The following is a 24,551-nucleotide window of genomic DNA, read 5'->3' on the forward strand; positions in this document are numbered from 1 at the left end:
CACTGCGCGGGCGCGGTTCTGTCACAGGGCGATGAACGTCGCCACCAGCAGAGCCGCGCCCGCGATCCCGGTGGACCAGGCAACCCGGGTCAGCCGCAGACCACCGCCGATGACCAGGGCAGCCAGCAGCAGCGCACCGCCCAGCGGCACCCAGGCATGCAGAAAACCAGGAAGCCCCGTGCGCACGACATCGTCCGTCCCGGGCTTCACGACAACCGGGAAACTGCCGCCCTTCCGCACCGCGACGGACTTCCCTGTCGTCACGCGCGAACGGGCGGTGGCGCCGTCGGCCGGAGCGAACCGACCCGTACAGACGTCGGCACCGCAGCCGGTGACGGTCATCGTGCCGTGCTCACGGCCCTTGGCGAGGACGATGTGCTGCGCCGAGTCCCAGGACGACAGGAAGCCCGCGACGAGCAGCAGCAGCGTGATACAGCCCATGGCTGCGCTGCGGCCGTACAGGAGGGCGCGGTGGGAGGGGCTCCGCTTCATGGGGAGCGATCCTTGGCCAAGCGAACGCTTTCGGTCAACTCAGAGCCGGCCCAGCACCGGAAATGGCCCCGAATTGCGCGGCTAACTCATGAGTTGTACGCGCTCTGCGCGCGCTCCAGACCCTCCGCGAGCAGGCACTCCACCGAGTCCGCCGCCCGGTCCACCAGATAACCGAGCTCCTTGCGCTCGGTGGACGAGAAGTCCTTCAGCACGAAGTCCGCAACCTGCATCCGGCCCGGCGGTCGGCCGATCCCGAACCGGATCCGGTGGTAGTCGGAGCCCATCGACTTCGTCATCGACTTCAGCCCGTTGTGCCCGTTGTCGCCGCCGCCCAGCTTCAGCCGCAGCATCCCGTAGTCGATGTCCAGCTCGTCATGGATCGCCACGATGTGGTCGGTCGGCACCTTGTAGAAGTCGCGCAGCGCCGTGACCGGGCCACCGGAAAGATTCATGTACGACATCGGCTTGGCCAGGATCACGCGGCGGTTCGCCGGTCCGGGCGAGCCGATACGGCCCTCGACGACCTGCGCCTGGGCCTTCTGCGCCCGCTTGAACCTCCCGCCGATCCGCTCCGCGAGAAGGTCGGCGACCATGAAGCCGACATTGTGCCGGTTCGTCGCGTACTCGGGACCGGGATTGCCGAGGCCCACGATGAGCCAGGGGTCGGTGGCTTCGGACATCTGCGCTCGGTCTCCTTCGCGTACGGATGGTTCCGGATGGCCCGGATACAGGCGGACGGGGCGGCGGGTCCCCGAAAAAGGGACCGCCGCCCCGTCAGTGAAGCAGGTGAAGCGGGGAGGGCGAGGCTCAGGCCTGGGTGCCCTCGGCCTCGGCCTCGGCGGCCGGCTCCTCGGCCTGCGCGGAGACGACCTGCAGGACGACAGCGTCCTCGTCGCCGGCCAGCACAGAGCCGGAGGGCAGCGGGATGTCCTTGGCGAGGATGGAGTCACCGGCGTCGAGGCCCGCGACGGAGACCGTGACGGACTCGGGGATGTGGGTGGCCTCGGCCTCGACGAGCAGGGTGTTCTGCACGTACTCGAGGAGGTTGCCGCCCGGGGCCAGCTCGCCCTCGACGTGCACGGCGATCTCGACGTTGACCTTCTCGCCGCGCTTGACGGTCAGCAGGTCGACGTGCTCGATGTTGCCCTTGAGCGGGTTGCGCTGCACGGCCTTCGGAATGACCAGCGCGTCCTTGCCCTCGATCTCCAGACCGATCAGGACGTTGGCGGTGCGGAGCGCAAGGAGCAGGTCGTGGGCCGGCAGGGTGACGTGGACCGACTCCGCGCCGTGGCCGTAGACGACCGCGGGGACCTGGTTGTCACGACGGGCGCGACGGGCGGCACCCTTGCCGAACTCGGTACGGGGCTGGGCGGCGAGCTTGATCTCGGCCATGACTGCACTCCTCGTGGGGTGACGAAAACTGGACGGTCACCCGGCCCACGACAGGCCTGCTACGAAGAGCGCGTCGATAACGGACCGCCGTACCCATGAGTACGGCCTCCCTCGCCGAGCAACTCGCTGAGTCTACCCGGCGGGGAGGCCGCGCCCAAAGTGGATCTTTTCCGCAGCGCTGCTTACTGCTCCTCGAAGAGGCTCGTCACCGAACCGTCCTCAAAGACCTCGCGCACCGCGCGCGCGATCGTCGGCGCGATCGAGAGCACCGTGATCTTGTCGAGCTCCAGCTCGCCCGGGGTCGGCAGCGTGTCCGTGAAGACGAACTCGCTGACCTTGGAGTTCTTCAGCCGGTCCGCAGCCGGGCCGGAGAGCACACCGTGCGTCGCCGTCACTATGACGTCCTCGGCGCCGTGCGCGAACAGGGCGTCGGCGGCGGCGCAGATGGTGCCACCGGTGTCGATCATGTCGTCGACCAGGACACAGACCCGGCCCTTGACGTTGCCGACGACCTCGTGGACGGTCACCTGGTTCGCGACGTCCTTGTCACGGCGCTTGTGCACGATCGCCAGCGGGGCGTCCAGACGGTCGCACCAGCGGTCGGCGACCCGCACACGGCCGGCGTCCGGGGAGACGATCGTCAGCTTCGAGCGGTCGACCTTGGCACCGACGTAGTCGGCGAGGATCGGCAGCGCGAAGAGGTGGTCGACCGGGCCGTCGAAGAAGCCCTGGATCTGGTCGGTGTGCAGGTCGACGGTGAGGATGCGGTCGGCACCCGCGGTCGCCATCAGGTCGGCGACCAGACGGGCCGAGATCGGCTCGCGGCCGCGGTGCTTCTTGTCCTGACGGGCGTAGCCGTAGAACGGCACGATCACCGTGATCGAACGGGCCGACGCGCGCTTCAGCGCGTCCAGCATGATCAGCTGCTCCATGATCCACTTGTTGATGGGAGCCGTGTGGCTCTGGATCAGGAAGCAGTCGGCGCCGCGGGCGGACTCCTGGAAGCGAACGTAGATCTCACCGTTGGCGAAATCGAAGGCCTTCGTCGGCACGAGGCCGACACCCAGTTGGTGCGCAACCTCCTCGGCCAGCTCGGGGTGGGCGCGGCCGGAGAAGAACATCAGCTTCTTCTCGCCGGTCGTCTTGATCCCGGTCACAGCACAGTCTCCTCAGACGTGTTCCTGGCGCTGCACGCATGTGTCCCGATGTGCAACGAGCCAGCCGAAATGGGGTGAGTATCTATCACGGTACGCCGTGCGCGGCGCACCTGTTTCCGGTCAGCTTTCGCTGTCGGCCTCCTGCGCAGCGGTCTGAGCCGCCTGCGCGGCAGCGCTGCCCGGACGCTTACGGGCCACCCAACCCGCGATATTCCTTTGCTGACCGCGGGCGACGGCCAGTGAGCCGGGCGGCACATCCTTGGTGATCACCGAACCGGCGGCGGTGTACACGCCGTCCCCGATCGTGACGGGTGCCACAAACATATTGTCCGAACCGGTCCGGCAGTGTGAGCCGATCGTCGTGTGGTGCTTCGCCACACCGTCGTAGTTCACAAAGACGCTCGCGGCACCGATGTTGGTGTGATCGCCGATGGTCGCGTCGCCGACATAGCTCAGGTGCGGCACCTTCGTGCCCTCGCCGATCGTGGCGTTCTTCATCTCCACGTACGTACCGGCCTTGGCGTTCGCGCCGAGCCTGGTGCCGGGGCGCAGATACGCGTACGGGCCGACCGTCGAGCCCGCGCCGATCTCCGCCCGGTCCGCGACCGAGTTGTCGACGCGCGCACCCGCGTGGACGGTGGTGTCCGTCAGCCGGGTGTTCGGGCCGACCTCGGCGTCCTCGGCGAGGTGCGTGGTGCCGAGCAGTTGGGTGCCGGGGTGCACGATCGCATCCGGCACGTACGTCACCGTGGCGTCGATCACCGTCGTCGCCGGCTCCACGACGGTCACCCCGGCCAGCATCGCCCGCTCCAGCAGCCGCTGGTTCAGCAGGGTGCGGGCCTGGGCGAGCTGCACCCGGTTGTTGATCCCGAGGATCTCGCGGTGGTCGCCCGCGACCGAGGCGCCGACGCGGTGCCCGGCCTCGCGCAGGATGGACAGCACATCGGTGAGGTACTCCTCGCCCTGGCTGTTGTCGGTACGGACCTTGCCGAGGGCGTCCGCGAGCAGTCGTCCGTCGAACGCGAAGACGCCGGAGTTGATCTCACGGATCGCGCGCTGGGCGTCGGTGGCGTCCTTGTGCTCGACGATCTCGGTGACCGCACCGCTGGTGGCATCGCGGACGATCCGGCCGTAACCCGTGGCGTCCGGGACCTCGGCGGTCAGCACGGTGACGGCGTTGCCGTCGGCCGTGTGGGTGGCTGCGAGCGCGGTGAGCGTCGCGCCGGAGAGCAGCGGGGTGTCGCCGCAGACGACGATCACGGTGCCCTCGACGGTGCCGCCCAGCTCCTCGAGACCGACGCGCACGGCATGGCCGGTGCCGCCCTGGACGGCCTGGTAGGCGGTCCGCACCTGGCTGTCGACGGTGGCGAGATGCGCGCTGACCTGCTCGCTCGCATGACCTACGACCACGACGAGGTGCTCGGGGGCCAGCTCGCGGGCGGCGGTGACGACATGTCCGACGAGCGAGCGCCCGGAGATCTCGTGCAGAACCTTGGGAGTCTTCGACTTCATGCGGGTGCCTTCACCCGCTGCGAGGACGACGACGGCTGCCGGGCTGTTGACGCTCACAGATATGCCCCTCGGCTTCGGGTGGTGGACATTCGCAGGATACCGGGGGCGTACGGGGCGGACATGAGTGCGGGCCCCGACCGTGGTGGTCGGGGCCCGCACTCATGGGCTCCCGGGGAAGGAATCGAACCCTCATTCAATGGACCAAAACCATTTGTCCTGCCATTAGACGACCCGGGATGGTTCACCCTTTATGTCCGATTTTGATGATCGGCTCGTTTTGCAGCCCCTACTATGCCGCACCATCAGCCTTCGATGCGACGGTACAGGTCGGCGCTTTTGAGAACGCGTACGACCAGACAGCCCCGGTAGTCCTCGTCCACTCCGGAGCGGGCTCGCCCTCCAGGAGGCTGTTGAGGATGTCGTTGTTGTCCATGAGCAGCCGGTCGCGGATCTGGCGGCGGCTGAGGCCTGCGCGGCGGAGGGTGAGGGCCTGCGTGCGGAGGCCCTCGAAGTCGGCGTATTTGCTGGTGATTTCCGTCACGGGTCAAGCGTTGTCCGGAATGCGGACGTCCGGTTCGAAAGGGTGGTCGATTCGCCATTTCGGGCGATCGTCGATCATTTCATCCCTGTTCGAACGTGGGACGTGCTGTCCCGGTCGCCCGAAAATGGGATGCGGCCGCCCGTAGTCTGGATGCCATGACCGCAACGGGGGAACACCGGGAAGGCGCGGGATCGACCACTCGCGGCTATGGGTGGTGGGAACGACGGCGCAGTGTCGCGCTGGACGTGGGGCTGGCGCTCCTGTCCGCGCTGGAATGTGCGTTGGAAGGGGTGAATTTCGCGGAGGACGCCGGGCTGCCGGTGCCGCTGGGGATCGTCTTCGGGCTGCTGGCGGGCTCCGTGCTGGTGGTGCGGCGGCGCTGGCCGATCGCCGTGGTGCTGGTCTCGATCGCGACTACGCCCGCCGAGATGGGCTTCCTGATGGGCCTGGTCGGCCTCTACACGCTGGCCGCGTCCGACATACCGCGCAGAATCACCGCGGTGCTGATGGGTATGTCCCTGGTCGGGACGTTCATCGTCACGTACGTACGGCTGCGGCAGAGCGTCTCGGTGCACGCCGGGGACTTCGGTCCCGGCGACTGGTACGTGCCGGTGCTGTCCCTCTTGATGTCGCTGGGGCTGACGGCCCCGCCCGTGCTGTTCGGCCTGTACATCGGGGCGCGGCGCCGGCTGATGGAGAGCTTGCGGGAGCGGGCGGACTCGCTGGAGCGGGAGCTGTCGCTGCTTGCCGACCGGGCCGAGGAGCGGGCCGAGTGGGCGCGTACGGAGGAGCGGACCCGGATCGCGCGGGAGATGCATGACGTGGTTGCGCACCGGGTCAGCCTGATGGTGGTGCATGCCGCGGCCCTGCAGGCCGTCGCCCCGAAGGACCCGGCGAAGGCGGTACGGAACGCGGCACTGGTCGGTGACATGGGCAGGCAGGCCCTGACCGAGCTGCGCGAGATGCTCGGCGTGCTGCGCACGGGTGATCCGATGACGGCCCGGGTCGCGAAGGTGCCGCTGGCCGCGGTGGGCCAGGCGGCGGCCGCGGCTGCTGCGGCGGCCGTGGAGGACGGGCCTCGGCTGCATGAGGTGGAGGCGCTGGTCGGGCAGTCCCGGGCGGCCGGGATGACGGTGGAGCTGTCGGTGGACGGTGAGGCGCGTCCGTATGCCGCCGAGGTGGAGCAGACGGCGTACCGGGTGGTGCAGGAAGCTCTGACGAATGTCCACAAGCATGCGGCGGGTGCGAAGACGTGGGTGCGGCTGGCGCACCGAGGTTCGGAAGTCGCGATGCAGGTGGAGAACGGTCCGACGGACGGCGCCACGGCGGACGCGGGGTTGCCGAGCGGGGGCAACGGTCTGGTGGGGATGCGGGAGCGGGTGCTGGGTCTGGGGGGCGTGTTCGTGTCGGGCCCGACGGATGCGGGGGGCTTCCGGGTTTCGGCGGTGCTGCCGGACCAGCGTGCCGGGTGACTCGGCCGGCTCGGCCCTGCGGCCTGACCGGTCCTCATCAGCAGGACGGGTGTGATGGTGCGGAAGCCCCTCAGCCCGAAGTCAGCCGTCCCGGCTGGCCCCCCCCGACCAGCGTTGCCAGCGCCTGGTCGATGCTCGCGCCCAGGTACCAGTCGCCGGTGTGGTCGATGCTGTACACCCGTCCTTCGGTGTCGATCGCGAGGACGGCCTGCCCGTCGTCCTCCTCGCCGAGTGGGCTGACTTCGGTCTCCAGCGCCCGCCCCAGGTCGCCGAGGGTGCGGGCCAGGTGGAGTCCGCTCAGGGGGTCGATGCGCACCGACGCCGGTGCGATCTGCCGGCCCGGTGCGGACGCGGTGATGTGCAGCCCGCCGAATTCCGCCCACGCCTCCACGGCCGCTGGGAAGACTGCGTGCTGATGTCCGGCAGGTGAGGTGTGGGCGCGCAGTGCGTCGGCCCATTCCTCTGCCTGCCGGATGTCCCAGCGGCCCGGCTGCCAGCCCGCGGAGCGCAGGGCGGCGTCGACGGCGACGGGGAAGCGGGTGGCGGTGGCGCGGTCCGCGTGGGCCGTACGGTCGGCCTGTTCGGGAAGGCCGGGAACGGGGAGGTCGTCGGTTCGGTCGTGCATCGGCGCGCGGTCAGCCCTTCTCGGCGGTGGTCGCCGCGCTGGTGGTGAGGTCGACGGGGCTTACGCCGAAATGGGCGAGCATCGCCGTGCAGGAGCGGCAGGGCGGTGCGTAACTGCCGTGCATCGGGTCGCCGTCCTCGCGGATCCGCCGTGCGGTGAGCCGTGAGTGTTTCAGTGCGCGCCGGGCCTCGCCGCTGGTCAGCGGTTTGCGCCGGGCTCGTTTGGATCGGTCGGCTTCGGCGGCGGTGAGTTGACGGGAGAGCAGTATTGCTTCGGGGCAGCGGCCGGTGAAGCGTTCGCGCTGGCCGCTGGTGAGGGTGTCGAGGAAGTCCTGTACCAGCGGGTGCAGTACGGGCGGTTGGTCGCCTTTGCCGGCCGTGCAGGTCAGTGTCTCGCCGCGGACGGACAGCGCTGCGGCCACGGCCGGCAGGATGCCGTCGCGGCGGTGGAGCAGACGAGGTGTGCGGCTGGTCTCGGTGCTGCTCCAGCTGAGGCGCGGATCCCCGGATGTGACTGTTTGTGCTGTGTGCATGGTGTGGATGTCCCTCCCGTGCAATCCCCCGAGTTGCGGTGACAGCCTGCCAAATGTGCCAGGTGGTGGGGAAGCTGGGTCGGTGAAACGTGTCTGCGTGTCGCGGAAGGTGGCCTGACCGACGCTCGTCCGTCACCCAGTTGTGACGGTTCGTGATCGAAGCGGTGGGTGGAGCGGATGGTGAAGTGGAGGGGCGGGACCCCTTGTTGCGCCACCGCATAGGCTGTGCCTGGACCGCCCCCATGGGCAGGTCGGTCCTCACCAGACAGACGCAGCAGGGGGCAACCGCCATGACGACAGGTCGGCTCGGGCAGCAAGCCGCGCCACCGAACGCGGCCTACGCCGGGCAGGTCGTGCACTTCCCGGATCCGGTCCGGGCATCCCGCCACCCCAGGGGTGTGCGCGTGGACGAGAACGGCTGTCCGGTATTCACGCCGTACGCACGCGCCGCCGCCGAGATAGCGGAGCCTCCGCAGGGCTTCGGTGTCGATGAGCTGCGGCTCACCGACTATGTTTCGGCGAACGCGGCGTTGGCGGCGACCGGCCATGAGCTGTGGGACACGATTCCGGCGGTCGCCACTCCGCACGGCTGGACCTGGCACCACGTGCCGGGCGGCCGACGGATGGAGCTGGTCCCGGTCGAGGTCAAGGCGCTGCTCCGGCACCATGGCGGTCTCGCCACCACTGCGGTCGACCAGAACAAGCGGGGCACGCGTCCGCTGCAGGAGACCCGGCCCGCGCACTTCCGGCTCCCGAAGGGTGCGGTGGCGGTCAGCGAGCAGCAGATCCTGGGTGTCGAGGAGGACCTCGGTTACCGGCTGCCGGGTGCGTACCGCTCGTTCCTGAAGGCGGCGGGCGGTTCGGCCCCGGTGGGTGCGGCGCTCGACGCGGAGTTGGGTCTCCTGGTCGACCAGCCGTTCTTCACGGTGCGCGAGGAGGCCGCCGTGAACGACCTGGTGTACGTCAACAAGTGCCTGCGGGACCATCTCACGAAGGACTACCTGGGCGTCGGTTTCGTCCAGGGCGGCATTCTCGCGGTGAAGGTGCGGGGCGACGGCGTCGGCTCGGTCTGGTTCTGCGCGTACGACGATGCCAGGGACCGGGACGGCTGGGGTGTGCAGGAGCGCGTGGACCGGCTGTTGCTGCCCTGCGGTGCGGACTTCGACGCCTTCCTGCAGCGGCTGGCGGGCAACCCGCCGGAGCTGGAGACCGTGGCAAACCTGATGGTGGACGGTGGCTTCGCGTACGCCGTCCCGGTGGAGGGGTGAGCGCGATGGTGACCTTCGCGCAGGCGCAGGAGCGCGCGGAAGAGTGGGTCAACGGGGACGTGCCCGCGTACCAGCATCGCGAGGTGCGGGTCCGCGAGTTCGAGCTGGGTTTCGTGGTGTGGGCCGAGGATCGTGCGGAGGGTCCCGTCTCGGACGGCGGCCGTCAGCGGCTGGTGATCGCCCGGGACAGCGGTGAGGCCACGCTGTGGCCCGGGCTGCCGGTGGGTGAGGTGATCCGGCGGTACGAGGAGGAGTACGGCGCACTCGGCGCGGTCCCGGCCGCGCCGGAGCCGCCACAGCGCATCGATCTGAACCAGACGTCGTTCCTGTTGAGCCCGCCGGAGTGGCTCCAGGAGGCGGCGGACAAGCTGGGGATTCCGGATCAGCGGGCGGAGCGGCGGTCCGGGGACGCGCCCCGTCCCTCTTCCCCCGCTCCTTCTTCTTCTGAGGCTGTGAGCGGGTCCGGGCTGCGGTCCGGCGGGGCGCCGTGGTCCGGTGCCGGTGGGCAGGTCGCGTACGAGCCCACCGCTCAGGACGGCGTTCCGGCCTCTGCGCCGAACGCGCCGTCCGGGGCCACCCCGTGGGCCGGGACCGACACCAACGCGGACTCCGACGACGGGGCGGTCGCACTGCCGGCCACCGTGTTCGCGCCGCCGCTCTCGGGCGCCGATGACGACGGCACCCCGTCGCCGGCGGTGTCGGCGGAGGCGCCGACCGCGCTGATGTCCGGCGGCAGCCGGCTGCCGCGGACGGAGGTCGTTCCGGGGCTGAACCCGCAGGGGCCGGGTGCGCCCGGCCCCGGAGCTCCGGTTGCGGGTGTTCCTGGTGTTCCGGGGAGCGGTGACATCGCGGACGCCGCCACCAGTAAGGCCGTGATGCCTCCGCGCGGTGCGCGCGGGGGCGGTTCGACGACTCCGCCGCCGCCCGGCGCCCCCGGTACGCCGGGTGTCAGGCCGGGTGCGCCGGTGCCGCCGCCCTCGGGCCCGGGCACGCCCGGCGTTCCGGCGGGCGGTTACCTGCCGACGCAGCTCGTCTCCCAGGTCGGCCCGCCCGGCGCACCCCAGCCGCCCGGTCCGCCTGGACCACCCGCGCCTCCCGCGCCTCCCGGTCCTCCTGGTTCGACGCCGCCACCCGGTGGCGGCTTCGACCACGCCGCGACCATGCTCGCCGACCCGAGCAGCATGGGTGGCCCGAGCGCGCCTCGGCCTCCGGGCCCGCCCGGGGCACCTGGTGTTCCTGGTGTTCCGCAGCCTCCTGGCCCGCCCGGTGCTCCCGGTGCCACGCCGCCGCCTCTGGCGCCGCCCGGTGGCGGTGCGCACCATGCCGCCACGATGCTCGCGGGACCCGGCCAGGTCGGGCCGTCCGCGCCGCAGCCGCCCGGTCCGCCCGGTGCCCCCGGTATGCCGCCGGGCGGCGCCCCCGGGCTCGTACCGCCGAATCCGCACACCCCGCCGCCTCCGGCGTACGGCTATCCGCAGGCGCCGGCCGGTCAGCCGACCGTCGGCCCCGGCTACCAGGCCGTCCTGCGCTACCGTGCGCCCGATGGCAGCGAGCAGCAGCTGATCCGCCGCTCGGCGCCCGGCACCCCGCACCCCGAGTGGCAGATGCTGCACGAGCTGCGGGCCATGAATGTGCCGCCGCAGCAGGTCATCGAGCTGCACACCGAGCTGGAGTCGTGCGAGCTGCCCGGTGGCTACTGTGCGCGCATGATCCGGGAGACCTGGCCGCAGGTACGGATCACCAGCGTCGCCCCGTACGGCACCGATCACGCCAGCCGCCAGCAGGGCATGCAGCATCTGCTCACGCACCAGGGTGAGCTGCACCAGGTCGCGGACGGTCCGGCGCGTCCGGCTCCGGTGCGGGCTCCGCTGCCGCAGATGCCGCCCGCGATGCCGGTCCCGCCGGAGGCCATGGCGGAGGAGCTGCTGCAGGCCTTCGGGCCGCAGGGTGTGCTCCGTTTCGACCAGCGCGCGGTGTCCCGGCAGGGGGTGCCCGAGATCGTGGCGCGGACGCTGGTGTGGGCGGGGCTGCCCGCCGATTTCGGGCCGTTCTTCTGGGCGCAGCCGGGTCAGCCGGTGGTGCCGACGCTGGCCGAGCTGGCCGCGCAGCGGCAGGTGCAGTCGGCTGCCGACGCGGGGGCGTACCTCGTGATGGGGTCCGACTTCGGGCGGGCCATCTGTGTCCAGTACGGCACGGCGAACATCGTGGCCGTGCCGGTCGAGGCCGGTCCGGGCGGGCAGCCGGTGCCGCCGCAGTTCGTGAACACCGGGCTGCCGGAGTTCACACGTTCGATGGCGCTCCTGGGCCGGATGTGGCGGCTCCGCTTCGGTCTCAACCCGGAGCAGGCGGGCCGCTGGACCGTCGATTTCCAGGCACAGCTGGTGGCGCTGGACGCGGCGGCGCTGGCGTCGCCGGAGAGCTGGTGGTCGGTGCTGCTCGAGCAGATGTGGGACGGGCTGATCTGACCTGATCCGACCTGCCGCGTACGAGGCGCCCGGACCCCGACAGGGGCCCGGGCGTCTCTGCGTCTGTGACGACCGCCCTGTGACACCCGTCGCTTCCGTCCGGAAAATACCGAAACGATTCCGACTTCTCTGCCAATTGCCGCATCCTTGACGTATTGCTTGGTGGTCGGAGAGTCGGAGAGAGGCTTCAGGATGAGCGCTGCACCGGTGTCCGCGCACGGCTTTGTCGTGGTGCGCGGGCGTGGCTACCGCCCGGAGCAGGTGGACGGGACGTTGACCGATCTGTCGGCGGAGCGGGACAAGGCCTGGGAGATGCTGGCCCGGCTGACCGCGCTGGCCGAGGAGCTGGAGGCCGAGGCGGCCCGGCTTGCCGAGGTCGTTGCCACGCTCGCCCCGCAGACGTACGCCTCGCTCGGCGAGCGGGCGCAGCAGATGCTGGCGCTCGCCGAGGAGGAGGCGGGTTCCGTACGCGGTGCCGCACAGGAGGAGGCGCAGGCGCTGCGGGACGCGGCGGACGCGGCATCCCGTGCGTTCCGCGACACGGCCCGCGCGGACTCCGACGCCATGCGGACGGCCGCTGAGGCGTACGCCGGCGAAACGCTGTCCAGGGCGCAGCGGAGCGCCGATGAGACGCTCGCCGCGGCCCGCAAGGAGGCCGGGGAGGTGCGATCCGAGGCGGCGGCCGCGATGGCCGAGACGAGCCGGCGCACCACGGGCGTGCTGGCCCACCAGGAGCAGGAGCATGCCGAGCGGTGGAAGGCGGCCGAGCTGGAGCTGGCCGACGCCGAAGCGGCGCAGGCCGCGCATCACGACGCGCTGACCGAGCAGGCGGAGACCCGCCTGGCCGAGGCGCGGCGGGCGCTGGCCGAGGCGGAGGAGGCCGCGCGGCACAGTCAGGAGGACGCGGAGGCGCAGGGCGCGGAGCTGATCGCGGCGGCGCGGATGCGCGAGGAGCGGGTGGTCCGGGAGACGGAGCGGATCCTGCGGGAGCACGCCGAGGGCCGCGAGGAGGTCCAGGCGCACATGATGCACGTACGGAACTCGCTCGCGGCGCTCACCGGGCGTGGGGCTACGGCGGAGGGCTGAGCGTCGCAGGACCCGGGCGTCGCCGGACCGGGTGTTGCAGGTCCGAGCGGCGGCGTGGTCCGTGCCCCTGAGCGGGTGCGGTCCGGTCCTACCCCGACCGGCGTGCTGTCGCCGGGGGTGCGCCCGCGAGGATCCACGGCTCCTCGGCCTCGTACAGCCTGCGTTCTTCGTCTGCCGTGCGCCCGCCGAGCACCGTTCCCAGCCAGCCCGCCAGGAAACCGACCGGGATCGACACGAGTCCCGTCGTGGTGAACGGGAACCAGTTGAAGTCGCGGCCGGGGAAGACCGACCCGGGCGAGCCCGAGACCAGATTGGTGCCGGTGATCAGCACCAGCACGGCAACGGTGCCGCCGATGAGGGTGCACAGCAGTCCCGTACGGGTGAAGCGCCGCCAGAACATGCTGTAGACGAGCGCCGGGGCCAGCGCAGACGCCCCGATGCAGAAGGAGAGCGTCACCAGAGCCTGGACGTTCCAGTGCCTGGCCAGCACGGCGAGCGTGATCGCGACCAGGCCGACACCGACTGCGGCTGCCTGCGCCGTGCCCATCTCGATGCGGCCCGCGACCGGCTCCTTGTCCCGGTCGCGGATCCCGTGCAGCCCGTGGGCGAACAGGTCGTGGGCGAGAGAGTTCGCGCAGGCCAGGATCATTCCGGCGACCGAGGCGAGCAGCGTCAGGAAGATGGCCGTCGTCATCATGGTGACCACCAGTGCACCGAGCTCGCCGCTGCCCGCGACCACGCCGCTGACCTGCAGGATCGAGCTGTTGCCCTGTGCTCCGGCGGCCACGATGAGCTGATGGCCGACCAGTGCCGCCGCGCCGAAACCGATCACGGTGAGCAGCAGGCAGAGGCCCACGACCACCGAGACCGCCCAGGAGAGCGAGCGGCGGACGGCCTGTGCGCTGCGGGCGCTCGACATCCGCATGGTGATGTGCGGCAGACAGGCGGCGCCGAGCACCACGGTCAGTTGGGAGCTGACCATGTCGAGCCCGCTGCCGCCGAACTGCAGGCCGGAGTGCAGATACGCCACGCCGGCGCCGCTGCCCTGCTGGGCGGCTGTGAGCAGGGCGCCGGCGGACCAGTCGAAGCGGTTCATGACCAGTGCGGAGATGGTGAGGCAGGCGGCCACGAGGACGACCGTCTTGACGATCTGGATCAGGGCGGTGCCCTTCATCCCGCCGATCGCCGCATAGCTGATCATCACGATGCCGAGGACGATGATCGAACCGGTGCGGAATCCGGAGCTGTCGAACCCGAGGATGAACGCGAGCAGATCGCCACTGCCTGCCAGCTGGACGACCATCAGCGGAACGAGCGCTGCCAGAGTGACTCCGCAGGCGGTGATGCGGACCGCGCGGCCGGGGGCGCGGCGGGTGAGCATGTCGCCCATGGTGAACCGGCCTGCGTTGCGCAGCGGTTCGGCCAGCAGGAACATCAGCAGGACCAGCGAGAGGGCGGTGCTCAGCGCGAGGACGAGTCCGTCGTAGCCGGTGAGGGCGATGATTCCGGTGGTGCTGAGGAGCGTCGCGGCGGACAAGTAGTCGCCGGCGATGGCGAGGCCGTTGCGCACCGGGGAGAGCGAGCGGTAGCCGGTGTAGAACTCGTCCAGGTCGTCGCGGTCCGGGCCGGTCATCACGCAGAGCAGCAGGGTGACGGTGGCCACGGCGATGAAGGCCACCAGGGACATCGTCTGTGCGGACTCGTCGAATCCGTTCATCGGACCGCTCCTGTTCTGCGGAGTTCGGCGGCGAGCGGATCGACCGTGCGCCGGGCGGTCCGCTCGTACAGGGCGATCGCGAGCAGGGTCACCGGGAGTTGGCACAGACCGAGTGCCAGGCCGGTGGTGAGGCCGCTGCCGAGGGGGTGGGTCATGAGGCCCGGTGCGAAGCCGGACAGCAGGAGGAAGACCGTGAAGAAGCCGAGTGCGGTCAGCGTCGCGCCGCGCCGCAGTATGCGGTAGGCGGCGCGCAGTCTGCGCAGATCGCTGTGGTGGCCGGGGGCGGTGACCGGGGTGACGGGCGGACTCGGCCACCGGGGTGGGGTCGCGGGCGCCGAACTCTGCCAGGGCAGCAGGAAGTCGGGGTCCTGGGGAGGCGGGTACTGGGGCCGGTGGGAGGGCTGCGGCCGTTGGTGGCGGGGCTGGTAACGGGGACGGTGCGGCGGCTGGGAGGGAGAGGTGTGCGGAGGCTCGTACGGCATGTGGTGCTGCTCCTTGCATGGCTCGGGCCCGGGGGACGGACTGCAAGGCAGAAGCGCGTGTGCGCTGGTGGAAGCGCGTACGTTACTAGTGAGTATCTCCGCTGGGGAGGGGTTGGCCGAAACTACCTACGGTAACCCTTCAGTTGTCTAGTCCCGTGGCGCTTCGGTGGTGCTCGCGGCGGCGGTTCCGACGGCGGCATCGGTGTCCTCGGCGAGGATCGGGAAGCGGCGTGGCGCCACGAAGACCAGCACCAGCAGCGCCACCGCAGCGGCCACCGCGGCTCCGAGGTACACCTGGTCGACGGCCGCGTCGACGGCCCGCCGCAGATGGTCCGTTGCGGCGGCGGAGAGCGCACCCCGGTCGTCCAGTGCATGCGAGATCGCATCCAGGTCGCCGGGCAGCCCGGGGACGGGCGCGGCGGTGAGCCGGGACGCGAGGACGCCGTTGGCGACAGCCCCGAAGAGTGCGGCGCCCAGACTCTGGCCGACCTGCCGGCAAAAGAGGACCGAGGCGGTCGTCGTGCCGCGTTCGGACCAGCCGACCGTCGACTGGACGCCCACGATCAACGGGAGTTGGAACAGTCCCAGCGCCGCACCCAGCAGCAGCATGATCAGGGCCGGCTGCCACGGCTCGCCGGGATACGGCAGCAGCGGGAAGGAGAGCAGGATCAACAGGGCGCCGCTCATGCCGATGATCGCGGTGCGGCGGAACCCGATGCGGTTGTAGACCCGGTTGGACAGGGCCGCCGACACCGGCCAGCTCAGCGTCATCACGGAGAGCACGAAACCGGCGGCGATCGGGCCGAGGCCGAGGACCGACTGGGCGTACGTCGGCAGGAAGACGGTCGGGGCGACCATCAGCAGCCCCATCGCGCCCAGGGCCAGGTTGACCGAGGCGATGGTCCGGCGCCGCCACACCCAGCCGAGGATGATCGGGTCGGCGGCGCGTCGCTCGATGACGACGGTCAGCGCGGCGAGAGCGGCGCTCGCGCCCAGCAGGCCGAGCGATGGCGCCGACAGCCAGGGCCAGGCGACACCACCCTGAACGAGCGCGGTCAGCAACAGGGTGCCGGTCGCGAAGACGGCGAGGGCGCCCGCCCAGTCGATACGGAGCCGGGGTGCGCCGGCGGTGCGGCGGGCGCGGGACGGTTCATGCAGGTGGCGTACGACCAGCCAGAGCGCTACCGCCCCGACCGGCAGATTGATCAGGAAGATCCAGCGCCAGTCGGCGTACGTCGCGAGCAGGCCGCCGACCACCGGTCCTGCGACGGCGGACGTGGCCCAGACGGTGGACAGCCTGGCCTGGATCCTGGGGCGTTCCCTGAGCGGATAGAGGTCGGCGGCGATGGTCTGCACCGTGCCCTGCAGTGCGCCGCCGCCGAGCCCCTGGACGACACGGAAGGCGATCAGGGCGGTCATGCTCCAGGCGGCGGCGCAGAGGACCGATCCGGCGAGGAAGAGGATGATGCCGGCGATCAGGACCGGCTTGCGGCCGAAGGTGTCGGAGAGCTTGCCGTAGACCGGCAGGGTGACCGTCACGGCCAGCAGATAGCCGGAGAAGAGCCAGGAGAAGACGGAGAACCCGCCGAGATCGCCGACGATCTGCGGGACCGCGGTGGAGACGATGGTGCCGTCGATCGCGGACAGGGCCATGCCCAGCATCAGCGCGGCCACGACGGGGCCGCGGCCGCGGGGTGCGGTGGGGGAGGGTGCGGGGTCCAGTCCGGACCCGGACATTGCTTCGGTGTCGCCGCCCACGCCGCTCACAAGATCCCTTCCCTATGCATGTACTTTCCCGGGGACACTGTCTCACCCGCTGCCGTGCCGGGACACCGGAACGCTCATGGCCGCCCGCGGCCGCCCTTGGGTGGAGCCCCCTGAGATCCGGCTCCACCCAAGGGCGGAGACCCCTAGGGGTAGCTCCTTACTTCCGGCCAGGGGTGGTTCCTCCCGGCGGAGGACGTGGCGGAGGGCGCCCGTTCCTTAGCGTGGTCCTACAACGCGATTGCGGCTGACCGCAGGGGGCGGGGTGGGGAAAACCCCACCTGAAGACTGCGCTGGGCACCAGCGCGCCGGCCGCTTCCGGGCCCCAGACTCAGTACGTGCACAACGACGTACTCGGTACGTGCACAACGACGTCCTGTCATCGACCGACATGAGGAGAATTACCGTGACAACGGCTGTAACCATTCCCAGGCACGGGGGCACTGGAGGGCGTACGGCCGTCGCTGCGCGAGCGCGGCAGGTCGTCAAGGCGTACGGGGCGGAGGAGACCCGGGTCGTCGCGCTCGACCATGTCGATGTGGACATCGCCCGCGGACAGTTCACGGCGATCATGGGCCCGTCCGGCTCCGGCAAGTCGACGCTGATGCACTGCCTGGCCGGTCTGGACACGGTGACCTCGGGCGAGATCCACCTCGACGAAACCGAGATCACGAAGCTCAAGGACAAGAAGCTCACCCAGCTCCGGCGGGACCGGATCGGCTTCATCTTCCAGGCGTTCAATCTGCTCCCGACGCTCAACGCCCTGGAGAACATCACACTGCCGATGGACATCGCGGGCCGTAAGCCGGACGCCGGCTGGCTGCAGCAGGTCGTGGAGACGGTCGGTCTCGCCGATCGGTTGAAGCACCGGCCCGCCGAGCTCTCCGGCGGCCAGCAGCAGCGCGTCGCGGTGGCCCGGGCGCTCGCCGCCCGCCCGGAGATCATCTTCGGCGACGAGCCCACCGGGAACCTGGACTCGCGGGCCGGCGCCGAGGTGCTGACCTTCCTGCGCAAGTCGGTCGACGCGCTGGGCCAGACCATCGTCATGGTCACCCACGACCCGGTGGCCGCCTCCTACGCGGACCGGGTGCTGTACCTCGCGGACGGCCGCATCGTCGACGAGATGCACAACCCGACGGCCGACCAGGTCCTCGACCGCATGAAGGACTTCGACGCGCGCGGGCGGACGTCATGACCATCTGGAAGACCTCGGTGCGCAACTTCTTTGCGCACAAGGGACGGATGGCGCTCTCCGCCGTGGCGGTCCTGCTGTCGGTGGCGTTCGTGTGCGGCACGCTCGTCTTCACCGACACGATGAACACCACGTTCGACAAGCTGTTCGCGGCGACCTCGGCCGATGTCACCGTCAGCCCCAGGACCGCACGGAACGCCGACGAAATGCCGCAGAACGGCAGGCCCGTCTCGCTGCCCGCCGCCGCTGTCGAGCAGGCCGGGAAGGCGGACGGGGCGAAGACCGCCGAGGGCGCGGTCACCAGCATGTCCGTCACCGTCGTCGACAGCCACAACAAGAACATGGGCTCCTCGACCGGCGCCCCGACGATCGCGGGCAACTGGACGCAGAACGACCTGCGTTCGATGGAGATCACCTCCGGACACGCACCGCGCGGACCGGCCGAGGTCATGGTCGACGCCGACACCGCGGCCAAGCACCACCTGAAGATCGGTGACGAGCTGCGCACCATCGCCGTCACCGGCGACATCAAGGCGAAGATCAGCGGTATCGCCTCCTTCAAGGTCACCAACCCGGGTGCGGCCGTCGTCTACCTCGACACCGCCACCGCGCAGGCCAAGCTGCTCGGCAAGCCCGGTGTCTTCACCCACATCTCCGTCACCGCCGAACCCGGTGTCAGTGACACGCAGTTGAAGCAGAACGTCGCCACCGCCCTCGGTGACGGCGCCGCGTACAAGCTCCAGACCCAGCAGGAGGCCGCGGACGCCAACAAGGACTCGATGGGCTCCTTCCTCGACGTGATGAAGTACGCGATGCTCGGCTTCGCCGGAATCGCGTTCCTCGTCGGCATCTTCCTCATCGTCAACACCTTCTCGATGCTGGTGGCCCAGCGCACCCGCGAGATCGGCCTGATGCGCGCCATCGGCTCCAGCCGCGGGCAGGTCAACCGGTCCGTGCTGGTCGAGGCGCTGTTCCTCGGCATCGTCGGCTCCGTCCTCGGTGTCGGTGCCGGAATCGGTGTCGCCGTCGGCCTGATGAAGCTCATGAACTCCATGGGCATGAACCTGTCCACCGAGGACCTCACGATCGCCTGGACGACTCCGATGCTCGGACTGTCGCTCGGCGTGGTCGTCACCGTCGTCGCCGCGTACGTCCCGGCCCGCCGGGCCGGGAAGATCTCCCCGATGGCTGCCCTGCGCGACGCCGGAACCCCGGCGGACGGCCGCGCCGGCCGGGTACGGGCCCTGATCGGTCTGGTCCTCACGGCCGCCGGTGGCGCCGCCCTGTACACCGCGGCGCAGGCCGCCGAGGCGAGCAGCGGATCGCTCTTCCTCGGTGCGGGTGTGGTCCTCACCCTGATCGGCTTCATCGTGATCGGCCCGTTGCTGGCCGGCTTCGTGGTCCGGGCGCTCAGCACGGTGGTGCTGCGGATGTTCGGCCCGGTCGGACGGCTGGCGGAGCGCAACGCGCTGCGCAACCCGCGGCGAACCGGAGCGACCGGAGCGGCCCTGATGATCGGCCTCGCGCTGGTCGCCGGCCTCTCTGTCGTCGGCTCGTCGATGGTCGCCTCGGCGACCGAGGAGCTCGACAGGTCGGTCGGCGTGGACTTCATCGTCCAGCCGAGCGGCAATCCGCCCCAGCCGATCGTGCCGCAGGCCGCGAAGGCCCTGGAGGCCGTCCCGGGTATCGAGCACATCACCCACTACAAGTCGGTCAGCGCCGAGCTCACCGCCCCCGACGGTGCGGTCGAGGACGATGGTGTCGTCGCCGCGGACCCGACGTACAGGGAGGACCTGCGCCGCGAGACGGTCTCCGGGAACCTGGCCGACGCCTACGGCGAGGACGCCATGTCGGTCGGCGATGCGTACGCCACCCGGCACAAGGTCAAGGTCGGTGACCGGATCACCGTCGCGTTCAAGGACGGAGAGACGGCGAAGCTGAAGGTTGCCGCGATCACCTCGGACGACACGAACGTCGACAAGGGCGCGATGTACACCAACATCACGACCGCCGAGAAGTACGTCCCCGCCGACAAGATGCCGAAGAACATGCTCATGTTCGCCGAGGCGCAGGACGGCAAGGAGAAGGAGGCGTACGCCGCCCTCAAGGACGCCCTCGCCGCGTACCCGCAGTACACCGTTCAGAACCAGGCCGACTTCAAGCAGGACCTGAAGGACCAGATCGGCCAGCTGCTGAACATCGTCTACGGTCTGCTGGCGCTCGCGATCATCGTCGCGGTGCTCGGAGTGGTGAACACCCTGGCCCTGTCGGTGGTCGAGCGGACCCGGGAGATCGGCCTGATGCGTGCCATCGGTCTCTCGCGCCGCCAGCTGCGCTGCATGATCTGCCTGGAGTCGGTGGTCATCGCCCTCTTCGGCGCCCTGCTCGGCCTCGGCCTGGGCATGGGCTGGGGCACGGCCGCCCAGAAGCTGCTGGCCCTGGAGGGCCTCGGTGTGCTGGAGATCCCGTGGCCGACGATCCTCACGGTCTTCGTCGGCTCGGCCTTCGTCGGCCTGTTCGCGGCCCTGGTCCCGGCGTTCCGGGCAGGCCGGATGAACGTGCTGAACGCGATCGCCACCGAATAGCGGCCGCGGAGATCCACGTAGGATGACGGGTCCGGCCCCGGGGTGTTCCTCCAAACACCCCGGGGCTGGATGCGTTGCCGCTGCACCCGGTGTGGCGCCCCTGGGCCGCCGGGAGAAGACGCCGGAGAACGTGTTCACCCTCAGGGGGTACCGCCACGGTGTGCCTGGGGTACGGCTGGGGTACGACGTGCCGCCGGACGTTGCCGGTCTCCGCCGGAGGGCGACCGGATCCGGCCCGCCGAGCCGGATTGCGGGCGCGGGTGTCACAGGGGAGTCGTACGCTGGGAACCCCCGGCCCGTGAAACGTGTCGGGCCCTTCGCGTTGCCCCCTGGCAGCAGCCGGCTGCCGGAACCTCGCCCTCGTAACCCGGACGGAAGCCCTTCATGAGCCTGCACGGTCTGCTGGATGTCGTCGTACGTGACCCGGCACTCGCCGAAGCGGTGAAGGCCGCCACCGACGGCCATCGGATGCATGTCGACCTCGTCGGCCCTGCCGCCGCCCGCCCCTTCGCCGTGGCCGCACTGGCCCGCGAGGCCGGGCGGACGGTGCTTGCCGTCACCGCGACCGGGCGGGAGGCCGAGGACCTGGCCGCCGCCCTGCGGACGCTGCTGCCCCCGGACAGCGTCGCCGAGTTCCCGTCCTGGGAGACCCTGCCGCACGAGCGGCTCTCCCCGCGCTCCGACACGGTGGGCCGCCGGCTCGCCGTGCTGCGCCGGCTCGCCCACCCGAGGGCCGACGACCCGGAGACCGGCCCGGTCGCCGTCGTCGTCGCACCGGTGCGTTCCGTGCTGCAGCCGCAGGTCAAGGGACTCGGCGACCTGGAGCCCGTGGCGCTGCGCATCGGCCAGAGCGCCGATCTCGGCAAGACCGTCGATGCGCTCGCGGCAGCCGCGTACTCCCGGGTCGAACTGGTCGAGAAGCGCGGCGAGTTCGCCGTCCGCGGTGGCATCTTGGACGTTTTCCCGCCGACCGAGGAGCACCCCCTCCGGGTGGAGTTCTGGGGCGACGACGTCGAGGAGATCCGCTACTTCAAGATCGCCGACCAGCGGTCGCTGGAGATCGCCGAGCACGGGCTGTGGGCGCCGCCCTGCCGTGAGCTGCTGCTCACCGACGAGGTACGCGAACGGGCCGCCGCGCTCGCCGCACTCCACCCGGAGCTGGGAGAACTGCTCGGCAGGATCGCCGAGGGCATCGCAGTGGAGGGCATGGAGTCCCTCGCCCCGGTCCTCGTCGACGACATGGAGCTGCTGCTCGACGTGTTGCCGAAGGGGTCGATGGCGCTGGTCTGCGACCCGGAGCGGGTCCGCACCAGGGCTGCGGACCTGGTCGCCACCAGCCAGGAGTTCCTGCAGGCGTCCTGGGCGGCGACGGCCGGTGGCGGCGAGGCCCCGATCGATGTCGGTGCCGCCTCCCTGTGGGCCATCGCGGACGTCCGCGACCGGGCCCGCGAGCTGGACATGATGTGGTGGTCGGTCTCCCCGTTCACCGCCGACGCCGAGCTCGACGAAGACACGCTGAAGCTCACGATGCACGCCCCGGAGTCGTACCGCGGCGACACCGCCCGGGCGCTCGCCGACACCAAGGGCTGGCTCGCCGACGGCTGGCGCACGGTGTACGTCACCGAGGGCCAGGGGCTCGCCTCCCGTACGGTCGAGGTGCTCGGCGGCGAAGGCATCCCGGCCCGTCTCGACGCGGACCTGGCGGAGATCTCGCCGTCCGTCGTCCATGTCTCGTGCGGTGCGATCGACCACGGCTTCGTCGACCCGGCGCTGAAACTCGCCGTGCTCACCGAGACGGACCTGACCGGTCAGCGCACCGCCACCAAGGATCTGGGCCGGATGCCGGCCCGCCGCCGTAAGACCATCGACCCGCTGACGCTGGAGACGGGCGACTACATCGTCCATGAGCAGCACGGCGTGGGGCGCTACATCGAGATGGTGCAGCGTACGGTGCAGGGCGCCACTCGCGAGTACCTCCTCGTCGAGTACGCGCCCGCCAAGCGCGGCCAGCCCGGCGACCGCCTCTACATCCCGACCGACCAGCTGGAGCAGGTCACCAAGTACGTCGGCGGCGAGGCCCCCACCCTGCACCGGCTCGGCGGCGCCGACTGGACGAAGACCAAGGCGCGCGCCAAGAAGGCGGTCAAGGAGATCGCCGCCGACCTCATCAAGCTGTACTCGGCACGGATGGCGGCGCCCGGCTATGTCTTCGGCCCCGACACCCCGTGGCAGCGCGAACTGGAGGACGCCTTCCCGTACGCGGAGACGCCGGACCAGCTCACCACGATCGCCGAGGTCAAGGAAGACATGGAGAAGTCGGTCCCGATGGACCGGCTGATCTGCGGCGACGTCGGCTACGGCAAGACGGAGATCGCGGTGCGTGCCGCGTTCAAGGCGGTGCAGGACGGCAAGCAGGTGGCTGTTCTCGTCCCGACGACGCTCCTGGTCCAGCAGCACTACGGCACGTTCACCGAGCGCTACTCCCAATTCCCGGTCAGCGTGCGGGCGCTGAGCCGCTTCCAGTCCGATTCCGAGTCCAAGACGACCCTTCAGGGCTTGCGCGAGGGCTCCGTCGACCTGGTCATCGGCACGCACCGCCTGTTCTCCGCGGATACGAAGTTCAAGGACCTGGGGCTGGTCATCGTCGACGAGGAGCAGCGCTTCGGCGTCGAGCACAAGGAGCAGCTGAAGAAGCTCCGGGCCAACGTCGACGTCCTCACCATGTCCGCGACGCCGATCCCCCGTACGCTCGAGATGGCTGTCACCGGCATCCGTGAGATGTCGACGATCACCACCCCTCCCGAGGAGCGCCACCCGGTCCTGACCTTCGTCGGCCCGTACGAGGAGAAGCAGATCGGCGCGGCCATCCGTCGTGAACTGCTGCGTGAGGGGCAGGCGTTCTACATCCACAACCGTGTGGAGTCCATCGACCGCGCGGCTGCCCGCCTCCGTGAGATCGTCCCCGAGGCCCGGATCGCGACCGCACACGGGCAGATGTCGGAACAGTCTCTGGAGCAGGTTGTCGTCGACTTCTGGGAGAAGAAGTTCGACGTCCTGGTCTCCACGACGATCGTCGAGTCCGGCATCGACATCTCCAACGCCAACACGCTGATCGTGGAGCGCGGCGACAACTTCGGCCTCTCCCAGCTCCACCAGCTGCGCGGCCGCGTCGGCCGTGGCCGGGAGCGCGGTTACGCGTACTTCCTGTACCCGCCGGAGAAGCCGCTCACCGAGACGGCCCACGAGCGCCTGGCCACGATCGCCCAGCACACGGAGATGGGTGCGGGCATGTATGTGGCCATGAAGGACCTGGAGATCCGCGGCGCCGGAAACCTTCTGGGCGGCGAACAGTCCGGCCATATCGCGGGCGTCGGCTTCGACCTGTACGTACGCATGGTCGGCGAGGCCGTCGCCGACTACCGGGCCTCGCTCGAAGGCGGCGTGGAGGAGGAGCCGCCGCTGGAGGTCAAGATCGAGCTTCCGGTCGACGCACACGTCCCGCACGACTACGCGCCCGGCGAGCGGTTGCGCCTCCAGGCGTACCGCGCGATCGCGTCCGCCACCACGGAGGACGACATCAAGGCGGTCCGCGAGGAACTCACCGACCGCTACGGCAAGCTCCCGCAGCCGGTCGAGAACCTCCTCCTGGTCGCGGGCCTGCGGATGCTGGCCCGCGCCTGCGGCGTCGGCGACATCGTGCTCCAGGGCCCGAACATCCGGTTCGCCCCGGTGGAGCTGCGCGAGTCCCAGGAGCTGCGCCTGAAGCGCCTCTACCCGAAGACGGTGATCAAGCCGGCCCTCCACCAGATCCTGGTCCCGCGGCCGACCACCGGCAAGATCGGCGGCAAGCCGGTCGTCGGCCGCGAGCTGCTGGCCTGGACCGGGGAGTTCCTCACGACAATTCTGGGGTCGTGAACAACAGCCCGGTGAGCGACCGGAACACCTCCTCGGGGTTCCGGTCGCCCAGCGGGTCGTTCAGATTGCCGCTCAGGAGCAGCGTGGCGTAGCCGTGGGCCAGGGACCAGGCGGCGATGCCGGCGAGCCGCGGGTCGTCACCGCGTCCCCCGGCGGGGAGGCCGGTGGCCCCTGCGCGCAGCGCCTGTGCCGCGCGGGTCTTCGCCGCGAGGAGTTCCGGGTCGTCCGGGTGGTGGAGCTCCGGCTGGAACATCACCTGGAAGTGCGCGGGGTGGCCGGTCGCGAACCGCACGTACCGAACGCCCCTCTCGCGTAGGTCCGGCGCGTCGGCGAGGGCGTCGGCGAAGAGCCCGT

General features: G+C 70.4%; 18 protein-coding genes, 1 tRNA gene and 1 pseudogene. 7 read left to right on the forward strand and 13 right to left on the reverse strand.

Annotated features, from left to right (window positions below; translation table 11 throughout):
• Nucleotides 1–21 precede the first annotated feature (21 nt).
• From ABZV38_RS09015 to ABZV38_RS09045, 7 genes are all read right to left on the reverse strand, one after another.
• Nucleotides 22–492, reverse strand: a complete 471-nt coding sequence (locus ABZV38_RS09015; protein ID WP_356326104.1) for a hypothetical protein — start codon at nt 490–492, stop codon at nt 22–24.
• Nucleotides 493–578: 86 nt separating this feature from the next.
• Entirely contained in the window at nt 579–1,172 is a 594-nt protein-coding gene (gene pth, locus ABZV38_RS09020) for an aminoacyl-tRNA hydrolase (protein ID WP_356326105.1), read from the reverse strand.
• A 127-nt stretch (nt 1,173–1,299) separates the two neighbouring features.
• On the reverse strand, nt 1,300–1,884 hold the full coding sequence (locus ABZV38_RS09025; protein WP_356326106.1) for a 50S ribosomal protein L25/general stress protein Ctc: 585 nt from the start codon (nt 1,882–1,884) through the stop codon (nt 1,300–1,302).
• A gap of 182 nt (nt 1,885–2,066) precedes the next feature.
• Nucleotides 2,067–3,041, reverse strand: a complete 975-nt coding sequence (locus tag ABZV38_RS09030; RefSeq protein ID WP_356326107.1) for a ribose-phosphate diphosphokinase — start codon at nt 3,039–3,041, stop codon at nt 2,067–2,069.
• Between the two features lie 120 nt (nt 3,042–3,161).
• On the reverse strand, nt 3,162–4,610 hold the full coding sequence (gene glmU / locus ABZV38_RS09035) for a bifunctional UDP-N-acetylglucosamine diphosphorylase/glucosamine-1-phosphate N-acetyltransferase GlmU (protein ID WP_356326108.1): 1,449 nt from the start codon (nt 4,608–4,610) through the stop codon (nt 3,162–3,164).
• Nucleotides 4,611–4,719: 109 nt separating this feature from the next.
• A tRNA-Gln gene (locus ABZV38_RS09040) sits at nt 4,720–4,790 on the reverse strand.
• Between the two features lie 52 nt (nt 4,791–4,842).
• On the reverse strand, nt 4,843–5,094 hold the full coding sequence (locus tag ABZV38_RS09045; protein WP_356326228.1) for a hypothetical protein: 252 nt from the start codon (nt 5,092–5,094) through the stop codon (nt 4,843–4,845).
• Nucleotides 5,095–5,249: 155 nt separating this feature from the next.
• On the opposite strand from ABZV38_RS09045, the gene ABZV38_RS09050 reads away from it, so the two are divergent.
• Nucleotides 5,250–6,566: a histidine kinase gene (locus ABZV38_RS09050; protein ID WP_356326109.1), complete on the forward strand. Its 1,317-nt coding sequence runs from the start codon at nt 5,250–5,252 to the stop codon at nt 6,564–6,566.
• A 70-nt stretch (nt 6,567–6,636) separates the two neighbouring features.
• Here the strand turns inward: ABZV38_RS09050 and ABZV38_RS09055 are convergent, their stop codons facing one another.
• Both ABZV38_RS09055 and ABZV38_RS09060 read right to left on the reverse strand, forming a co-directional pair.
• A complete protein-coding gene (locus tag ABZV38_RS09055; RefSeq protein WP_356326110.1) occupies nt 6,637–7,191 on the reverse strand; it encodes an SUKH-3 domain-containing protein in 555 nt (184 codons plus the stop codon).
• A gap of 10 nt (nt 7,192–7,201) precedes the next feature.
• Complete coding sequence (locus tag ABZV38_RS09060; protein ID WP_356326111.1) at nt 7,202–7,723, reverse strand: YwqJ-related putative deaminase; 522 nt, start codon at nt 7,721–7,723, stop codon at nt 7,202–7,204.
• Between the two features lie 290 nt (nt 7,724–8,013).
• Here ABZV38_RS09060 and ABZV38_RS09065 point away from each other — a divergent pair, with 290 nt between their 5' ends.
• From ABZV38_RS09065 to ABZV38_RS09075, 3 genes are all read left to right on the forward strand, one after another.
• A complete protein-coding gene (locus tag ABZV38_RS09065) occupies nt 8,014–8,991 on the forward strand; it encodes an SMI1/KNR4 family protein (protein ID WP_356326112.1) in 978 nt (325 codons plus the stop codon).
• A gap of 5 nt (nt 8,992–8,996) precedes the next feature.
• Entirely contained in the window at nt 8,997–11,456 is a 2,460-nt protein-coding gene (locus ABZV38_RS09070) for an SUKH-4 family immunity protein (RefSeq protein WP_356326214.1), read from the forward strand.
• 192 nt (nt 11,457–11,648) lie between these two features.
• Nucleotides 11,649–12,542: a cellulose-binding protein gene (locus tag ABZV38_RS09075; RefSeq protein ID WP_356326113.1), complete on the forward strand. Its 894-nt coding sequence runs from the start codon at nt 11,649–11,651 to the stop codon at nt 12,540–12,542.
• Nucleotides 12,543–12,630: 88 nt separating this feature from the next.
• On the opposite strand, the gene ABZV38_RS09080 is transcribed toward ABZV38_RS09075, so the two are convergent.
• From ABZV38_RS09080 to ABZV38_RS09090, 3 genes are all read right to left on the reverse strand, one after another.
• Nucleotides 12,631–14,259 (reverse strand): cation acetate symporter, encoded by a 1,629-nt coding sequence (locus tag ABZV38_RS09080; protein ID WP_356326114.1) that lies wholly within the window; start codon nt 14,257–14,259, stop codon nt 12,631–12,633.
• Nucleotides 14,256–14,741, reverse strand: a complete 486-nt coding sequence (locus ABZV38_RS09085; protein WP_356326115.1) for a DUF485 domain-containing protein — start codon at nt 14,739–14,741, stop codon at nt 14,256–14,258. The genes ABZV38_RS09080 and ABZV38_RS09085 overlap by 4 nt, the downstream gene beginning before the upstream one ends.
• Nucleotides 14,742–14,888: 147 nt before the next feature.
• Nucleotides 14,889–16,478, reverse strand: coding sequence for an MFS transporter (locus tag ABZV38_RS09090; RefSeq protein WP_356326215.1), 1,590 nt, complete (start codon nt 16,476–16,478; stop codon nt 14,889–14,891).
• A gap of 433 nt (nt 16,479–16,911) precedes the next feature.
• Here ABZV38_RS09090 and ABZV38_RS09095 point away from each other — a divergent pair, with 433 nt between their 5' ends.
• The 3 genes from ABZV38_RS09095 (at nt 16,912) to mfd (ending at nt 24,197) form a co-directional block, all read left to right on the forward strand.
• On the forward strand, nt 16,912–17,700 hold the full coding sequence (locus tag ABZV38_RS09095) for an ABC transporter ATP-binding protein (RefSeq protein ID WP_356326116.1): 789 nt from the start codon (nt 16,912–16,914) through the stop codon (nt 17,698–17,700).
• Nucleotides 17,697–20,282, forward strand: coding sequence for an FtsX-like permease family protein (locus tag ABZV38_RS09100; protein WP_356326117.1), 2,586 nt, complete (start codon nt 17,697–17,699; stop codon nt 20,280–20,282). The genes ABZV38_RS09095 and ABZV38_RS09100 overlap by 4 nt, the downstream gene beginning before the upstream one ends.
• Nucleotides 20,283–20,666: 384 nt before the next feature.
• Nucleotides 20,667–24,197: a transcription-repair coupling factor gene (mfd, locus tag ABZV38_RS09105; protein WP_356326118.1), complete on the forward strand. Its 3,531-nt coding sequence runs from the start codon at nt 20,667–20,669 to the stop codon at nt 24,195–24,197.
• Here mfd and ABZV38_RS09110 read toward each other — a convergent pair.
• A pseudogene (locus ABZV38_RS09110) lies at nt 24,175–24,546 on the reverse strand (TetR-like C-terminal domain-containing protein); the annotation flags it as partial. The gene mfd and the pseudogene ABZV38_RS09110 sit on opposite strands and share 23 nt — an antisense overlap.
• Nucleotides 24,547–24,551 lie beyond the last annotated feature (5 nt).

The sequence above is a fragment of the Streptomyces sp. NPDC005181 genome (assembly GCF_040608395.1).
Taxonomy (GTDB): Bacteria; Actinomycetota; Actinomycetes; order Streptomycetales; family Streptomycetaceae; genus Streptomyces.